We start from the raw sequence: 7,040 nt of genomic DNA on the forward strand, positions 1-7,040 counted from the left end.
CGAACACAGTAGTTAAGCTCATAAACGCCGAAAGTACTTGGCTGGAGACGGCCTGGGAGGATAGGAAGCCGCTGATTAACGAAAAGAAAAAGGTCTACCTGAAGGTAGACCTTTTTCTTTTTGCTAGTCTTCGACTAGCTAACCCTACTAGAGCCGCCTCCAGCCAAGGTTGTAGAGGTTATATCTATGTAAGTGTCCGTGTAAGACGGAGCTGGGAAAAGTAGGGCAGTAGAAGATGGAGGAGTGAAACGACGACAGATTCACTGCATCGCTTTCTTCCGAACGTAAGATTTACCAAGCTGCCTGGCAGCGCAGGGAAATCCACAGTGAGGAAGCAAGTAGGGCCACGGTATAAGTAATTAGACCTAAGCGACGCATGAGGCTCACACATCACCTTCTTCCGAACGTAAGATTTACCAAGCTGCGAAGCAGCGTAGGGCAATCCACAGTGAGGATTGATAGGAAGCCGCGGCTAGTGGTAGGAGGTAATCTTACAAAACGGTAACGCGGCACAACGTGCCAATGTTACCGAACCGTAAACTAGTTGAGTTACTTTACAGATTTGTAATTAAAATTATGTCTAGCTCCGTTTAGAAACACATAAAACCCCTATAAGCCATATTAATCTGCTTACAGGGCTTATTTTTATTCAGATCAATTTAATACAAAATTAATTTATATACAAAAAAAGAGCCGCCGAAGCGACTCTAAATTTATTATTCTACACCAACCATTACGCTAGTGGATTTGATAACAGCAACAACTTCTTTGCCAACTGCTAAGCCTAATTCTTTTACAGATTGAACTGTAATGTCAGCTGTAAGAATGTTATCGTTACCTACATTGATCTTTACGATTGCGTTTACAGCACCTTCTTGAATTTCAACGATAGTACCTTTAAGTTGGTTTCTTGCGCTTAATTTCATGATGTTAAACTCCTTTATAAATATTATACAAAACTGTATTTATTATATCATTATACAAAAAAATAACCGTGATGTATATTACATCACGGAATTTTATACATGGAGCGGGCGAAGGGAATCGAACCCTCCTCTCAAGCTTGGGAAGCTCGCATTCTACCGATGAACTACGCCCGCATGATGTATATATTGTATCATATAAACATTGATATGAATAGATGATAAACTTTATAATATCAATTTTATATAGACTATATTAATGTATACATTATACTGCATTGATTATTTTCGAAATATTATGTTATCATTAATATATAAAGATTATACGTACTTTTCGTATATTAAATAATAGAATAGAGGGGTGCTTAATGAACTTTATAAAAGCATTTTTCCAATCAGAGTCTGCAGGGGGGATATCACTCCTGTCTGCGGCCATTTTAGGTGTGCTCGTTGCTAATTCACCAATAGCAGATCAGTACTTTGCGTTTATGCAAATACATTTCGGTCCTATGACTATATTAGAATGGGTAAATGATGCATTAATGGCGTTATTCTTCCTATATGTTGGTATAGAGATTAAGAAGGAAATGATCTCGGGTGAGCTAGATACTAAGGCAAAGCGTGTACTTCCTGTGTTAGCTGCATTTGCAGGTGTTATTACTCCAGCTATAGTATATTACTTTGCTGCTGGGTATATGCCAGAATTTAGACATGGTTGGGGGATTCCAACTGCTACAGATATCGCATTTGCTATAGGCGTTATTACAATGCTTGGTAATATGGTATCTGCAGCAATGAAAGCCTTCTTAGCTGCCTTAGCTGTTATTGACGATTTAATTGCCATAGTGGTTATTGCTCTCTTTTATGGAGCCGGTGTTAACTTTGTGGATTTAATTGCCGCAGCTGCGGTAACAGGTTTATTGGTTTATACTAATAAACAAGGCTATTTACGACCATTGCCATATTGTGTACTTGGTCTAGTTCTTTGGTATCTTGTTTTGAAATCTGGTGTTCATGCTACTATTGCTGGTGTTGTACTAGCCATGACGATTCCTTTTAAAGGTAAAGTTTTGGATAAAGTGGTATATCCAATGGAAGAATGGGCTCATGCCTTGAAAAATTGGGTAAACTTCTTTATTATTCCACTATTTAGTTTCTTGAATGCTGGTGTATCTTTTGCTGATTTCTCTCTGGAAAACTTATTCCATCCTGTAATCATAGGTGTTTCATTAGGTTTAATTTTAGGTAAGCAATTAGGCATATTCTCTGCCGTGTATATTTTGGTTCAATCTAAAGCAATTAAGATGCCAACTAATACGACATGGCCTGAGATTTATGGTACAGCTATTCTATGTGGTATCGGCTTTACTATGAGTCTCTTTGTTGCCACATTGGCTTTCCCACCGGGTATAACTCAAGAAATGGCTAAGGTAGGTATCTTTATAGGTTCTATTGTAGCTGGTTTACTGGGATCGGTAGTTCTAATTTTAGCTTACCAAATACGCAAGATGCGTGGTAAAATTTAATAAGGTAATCTTTTTGAAAGTATAGAAAGGATTCAAATGGAACGCATATTTGTATTCTTACGTTCTCCAGGTGCAGCTACGTCTGTATTACTAGGAGCAACAGTACTCGCTTTAATTTTAGCGAATTCTCCATCATCTGAACAATACTTCCAGATTGTTAATCACCATATCGGTAATTTAACAATTCTTGAATGGGTTAATGATGCTTTGATGGCAATATTCTTCCTTTTTGTGGGGCTCGAAGTAAAGCGTGAGTTAGTAGCAGGTGAGCTTAATACGAATGCTAAGCGCGTAATGCCTGGTATTGCTGCTTTGTTTGGGGTTCTTACACCAGCTTTAATCTATTACTTAATTGCAGGTTCTAATCCTGAATATATTCATGGGTGGGCTATACCGACAGCTACAGATATTGCATTCTCTATTGGTATTATCTCTGCATTAGGTTCTCGAGTACCAAACTCGATGAAGGTATTTTTAACGGCCCTCGCTGTTATTGATGATTTAATGGCTATTATCGTAATTGCCATTTTCTATGCTGCAAGCATACAAACATTCTATTTAGGTGCCGCTGCGGTTGTGGTAGGTGCGTTAATTTACTGTAATAAGCAAGGCTATGTAAGACCTTTACCATATATCATTTTAGGTTTTATCCTTTGGTATTGTGTATTAAAATCTGGTCTACATGCTACCATGGCTGGTGTAATCTTAGCTATGACAATTCCCGAAAAAGGTAAGTGTGGACGTAAATACGTTCGTCCAATGCAACATTGGGAACATCTACTATCCAACTGGGTTAGCTTCCTAATCGTACCAATTTTTGCGTTCTTCAACGCTGGTGTAGATTTACGTAATGTAACCATTAGTGACTTATCACATCCAGTAGTACTTGGTGTAGCCTTAGGTCTCATTGTTGGTAAACAACTTGGTATTTTCGGCGCCGTATTTGCTATGGTAAAATGTGGTCTCGTACCAATGCCAACAGAAGCAAATTGGAAACATGTATATGGTACTGCTATTGTATGTGGTATCGGTTTCACAATGAGTATCTTCGTATCGATTTTGGCCTTTGATCCAGGACATGCTCAAGAAATGGCTAAAGGTGGCGTAATTTTAGGCTCCTTAATCTCTGCAGTGTTGGGCTATGTATTCTTACGAATTGTTGGTGCAAATCGTAAAGAATGTCATATTGGTGTATATCATAACTGTTAAAACTTAATAAATGTACTAAATCTCCATTGTAATCTAAATAGAATTTCAAATTTAGAAGAATAATTCTAAATGAAAATTTTATCAGTATGCAGTGGAGATTTTTCATTGATACTCTATATTCTTATGATATATATGTAATACACCCTATACGATCTTTATTAATAGCTTAATATATATGCATTTTTGATATTGATAGAGAATATATGGTTTATAGATTATTTAAAACTATATAGTATACTACTTATTGTAAGGTGAGGTGTATATGGTAAAGAAAATAATTATTGCATGTACACTTGTTTGTATGACTGCTATGGTATCTTCGGATGTATTGGCAAAAACTATTGAACGTGGACAACGGGGGCATCATGTTAGTAAGGTGCAGACCATGTTAAAGCATCAAGGTTTTTTGCATGATTCTGTAGATGGAATTTATGGGCATAATACAGAGCAAGCTGTACGAAAATTTCAAAAGTCTAAAGGCTTAGCTGTAGATGGTCGTGTTGGACCTGCTACAATGGGCGCTTTAGAGAAGATGGAAAACCGTAAGGGCGGTCAAAGTGCTAAAAATAGTAATGGTGCGCCTAGTAAATATTCTAAGGTATTAACGGTGGAGGCTACAGCTTATTCATCTCAAGATCCTGGCAATGGAAATTATACGGCTACGGGCAGTCGCTTGAAAAAGGGCATTGTATCTGTAGATCCTAGACTGATTCCATTGGGCACAAAGCTATACGTTGAGGGCTATGGCTATGCCGTAGCTGACGATGTAGGTGGCGCTATTAAAGGCCATCGTATCGACTTGGCATATGACTCTCGCTCTGAAGCATTGCAGTTTGGTCGTCAAACTGTAAAGGTATACGTCTTATAATCAAAACTCTCTAGTATATAATTCTTAGATTGGTTTTATTGACTTGTCTCAAGAAATGTAGGTACTAGAGAGTTTTTTCTTTTACCCGAATTATGATGTAATCGAAAGCTCGAATATTCGGAGATTATGGTATAATAAATAATAGATATATATAAGGATAACTCATCATTTTTTATAAATGAATGTAATTAGTAGTTATATGATAAATGGTAAAGGAAAGTCTATGGATAAAGTACGGCGTGTGGAACGCATGGTGGCAATGACAAAATTGTTAGTTGATTCACCGCAAAAATTGATTCCTTTAAATTATTTTTGTGACTTCTTTGGCATGGCAAAGTCTACAGTTAGTGAAGATTTAACATGTGTCAGACAGTCGATGGAACACTTTCAACTGGGCACTTTAGAAACGGTAGCCGGTGTAGCTGGTGGGGTGCGTTTTATTCCTCATCGTAAAGGCTCTCAGGCAAATGATATTTTACGAGATGTGCAAGCTCGTTTAATGGAGCCGGATCGTATCATTCCTGGCGGTTTTATTTATATGTCTGATATTCTCTATGACTGGCATGTGATGACACGTCTGGGGGAAATTATTATGACCCGCTTTATGGATCGTAATCCAGATTATATTTTGACAGTAGAAACAAAGGGGATTCCCTTGGCTGTCATGGTAGCGCGAGCTTTCAATAAACCGCTTGTCATTGCCCGTCGTGATAGTAAGGTGACTGAAGGTTCCGCAATTAGTATTAATTACGTAACGGGTTCCTCTGGTCGTATTCAAACTATGACGCTTACTAAGCGAGCTATTCCACTGAATGCTAGAGTTTTGATTATCGATGACTTTATGAAAGCAGGTGGCACTGCGAAAGGCTTAAAAGAACTTGTCCTTGAAATGAGTGGTGTCGTTGTCGGTACAGGAGTTTTAGTAGCAACGGCAGAACCAAATCCAAAATTAATCGATGATTATGAATCATTATTTACTTTCTATGGTATCGATGAAAATACTAAGAAAATTAGCATTGAACCAGTATTTGATGAAGAATAAACAATTAATATTAGATACATTATAGTTAGATATAATGACTTTATATCGCATATTGGACAATGGGCTAATATGATGTAAGTACTATTAAAAAGTCAGATATATGAGAAATAACAGATAGGAGATTACTATGAATATTGCAAGCCTTATTTTAGCTGCTGGTAAGGGTACGCGCATGAAGTCTAAATTGCCAAAGGTATTGCACAAGGTTGGTGGCAAAGCTATGGTAGAGCGCGTTCTTGAAACAGTTCAGTCTATCGGTACAAATCGTGATGTGGTTATCGTAGGCTTTGGCGGTGATGCGGTACAAAATTACTTAGGTGATCGTGCTGAATTTGTACGCCAAGAAGAACAAAATGGTACAGGTCATGCCGTAAAAATGGCTCAACCAGTGCTTGGAGATTATGATGGTACTATCTTATTACTATGTGGTGACACTCCGCTCGTTACAAAAGAAAGCTTAGAAGCATTATTAGAGGAGCATAAAAACTCTGGTGCAGCTGCTACGATTTTAACAGCACACATGCCTGATCCGACTGGTTATGGCCGCATTATTCGCAATGAAGCAGGTTCCGTAGTTCGCATTGTAGAACAAAAAGATGGTAAACCAGAGGAATTAGCCGTTCAAGAAGTAAATACTGGCATGTATGCTTTTGATAGTAAAAAATTATGGCCTTGCTTAGATCAATTATCTGATGATAATGCGCAAGGTGAACTGTATATCACTGATGTAGTTGGTATTCTTGTAAATGGTGGCGACAAGGTAAGCGCGTATATGACGAAGGACTTTGAAGAGTCTCTAGGCGTAAACTCTCGCTTGCAATTAGCAGAAGCTGAATCTATTTTAATACATCGTAAAAATGTTGAATTAATGACAGCTGGTGTTACTATTATCGATCCAGCAAATACGTACGTAGCTCCAGAGGTAACAGTGGGGGCGGATACAATCTTGCATCCTGGCACAATCCTTGAAGGAGATACTGTAATCGGTGAGCGCTGTGAAATTGGTCCACATACTCGTTTAACAAATGTAAAAGTCGGTAATGATACGATTATCCACTTTACTTATGGTCATGACTGCGAAGTCAAAGATGGTGTAGATGTAGGTCCATATGTTCACTTGCGTCCTAATACCGTGCTTGGTAACAAGGTTCATGTAGGTAACTTCGTAGAGGTTAAAAACTCCAATGTTGGGGAAGGTACTAAGTTCCCGCATCTTTCTTATATCGGCGACAGCGATGTAGGCTCTGGTGTTAACATCGGATGTGGTACGATTACTGTAAACTACGATGGTAAAGTTAAACATCGTACAACAATTGGGGACGGTGCTTTTGTAGGCTGTAATAGTAATCTAGTGGCCCCTGTGACGGTAGGTAATTATAGCTATGTAGGTGCAGGTTCTACCATTACTAAAAACGTGCCAGATAAGGCTTTAGCAGTAGGCCGCAGCAAGCAAATTGTGAAAGAAAATTGGG

General features: G+C 38.3%; 6 protein-coding genes and 1 tRNA gene. 5 read left to right on the plus strand and 2 right to left on the minus strand.

Annotated features, from left to right (window positions below; all coding sequences use genetic code 11):
* Positions 1 to 716: 716 nt before the first annotated feature.
* Together Q0F90_RS06005 and Q0F90_RS06010 are read right to left on the minus strand one after the other, a co-directional pair.
* Positions 717 to 926 (minus strand): molybdopterin-binding protein, encoded by a 210-nt coding sequence (locus Q0F90_RS06005; protein WP_296004172.1) that lies wholly within the window; start codon positions 924 to 926, stop codon positions 717 to 719.
* 100 nt (positions 927 to 1,026) lie between these two features.
* Positions 1,027 to 1,100: transfer RNA gene (locus tag Q0F90_RS06010), tRNA-Gly, on the minus strand.
* 191 nt (positions 1,101 to 1,291) lie between these two features.
* Here Q0F90_RS06010 and nhaA (Q0F90_RS06015) point away from each other — a divergent pair.
* From nhaA (Q0F90_RS06015) to glmU, 5 genes are all read left to right on the plus strand, one after another.
* Positions 1,292 to 2,449, plus strand: a complete 1,158-nt coding sequence (nhaA, locus tag Q0F90_RS06015) for a Na+/H+ antiporter NhaA (RefSeq protein ID WP_296004173.1) — start codon at positions 1,292 to 1,294, stop codon at positions 2,447 to 2,449.
* Positions 2,450 to 2,485: 36 nt separating this feature from the next.
* Positions 2,486 to 3,658 carry a Na+/H+ antiporter NhaA gene (nhaA, locus tag Q0F90_RS06020; RefSeq protein ID WP_296004174.1) on the plus strand — a complete coding sequence of 391 codons (1,173 nt, stop codon included), beginning with the start codon at positions 2,486 to 2,488 and terminating at the stop codon, positions 3,656 to 3,658.
* Positions 3,659 to 3,920: 262 nt separating this feature from the next.
* Positions 3,921 to 4,526 carry a 3D domain-containing protein gene (locus tag Q0F90_RS06025; protein ID WP_296004175.1) on the plus strand — a complete coding sequence of 202 codons (606 nt, stop codon included), beginning with the start codon at positions 3,921 to 3,923 and terminating at the stop codon, positions 4,524 to 4,526.
* A gap of 223 nt (positions 4,527 to 4,749) precedes the next feature.
* Positions 4,750 to 5,568: a pur operon repressor gene (gene purR / locus Q0F90_RS06030; protein WP_296004176.1), complete on the plus strand. Its 819-nt coding sequence runs from the start codon at positions 4,750 to 4,752 to the stop codon at positions 5,566 to 5,568.
* 127 nt (positions 5,569 to 5,695) lie between these two features.
* On the plus strand, positions 5,696 to 7,040 hold a 1,345-nt coding region (gene glmU, locus Q0F90_RS06035; protein ID WP_296004177.1), incomplete at its 3' end, for a bifunctional UDP-N-acetylglucosamine diphosphorylase/glucosamine-1-phosphate N-acetyltransferase GlmU.

The organism is uncultured Veillonella sp., from assembly GCF_934190855.1.
Taxonomy (GTDB): Bacteria; Bacillota; Negativicutes; order Veillonellales; family Veillonellaceae; genus Veillonella.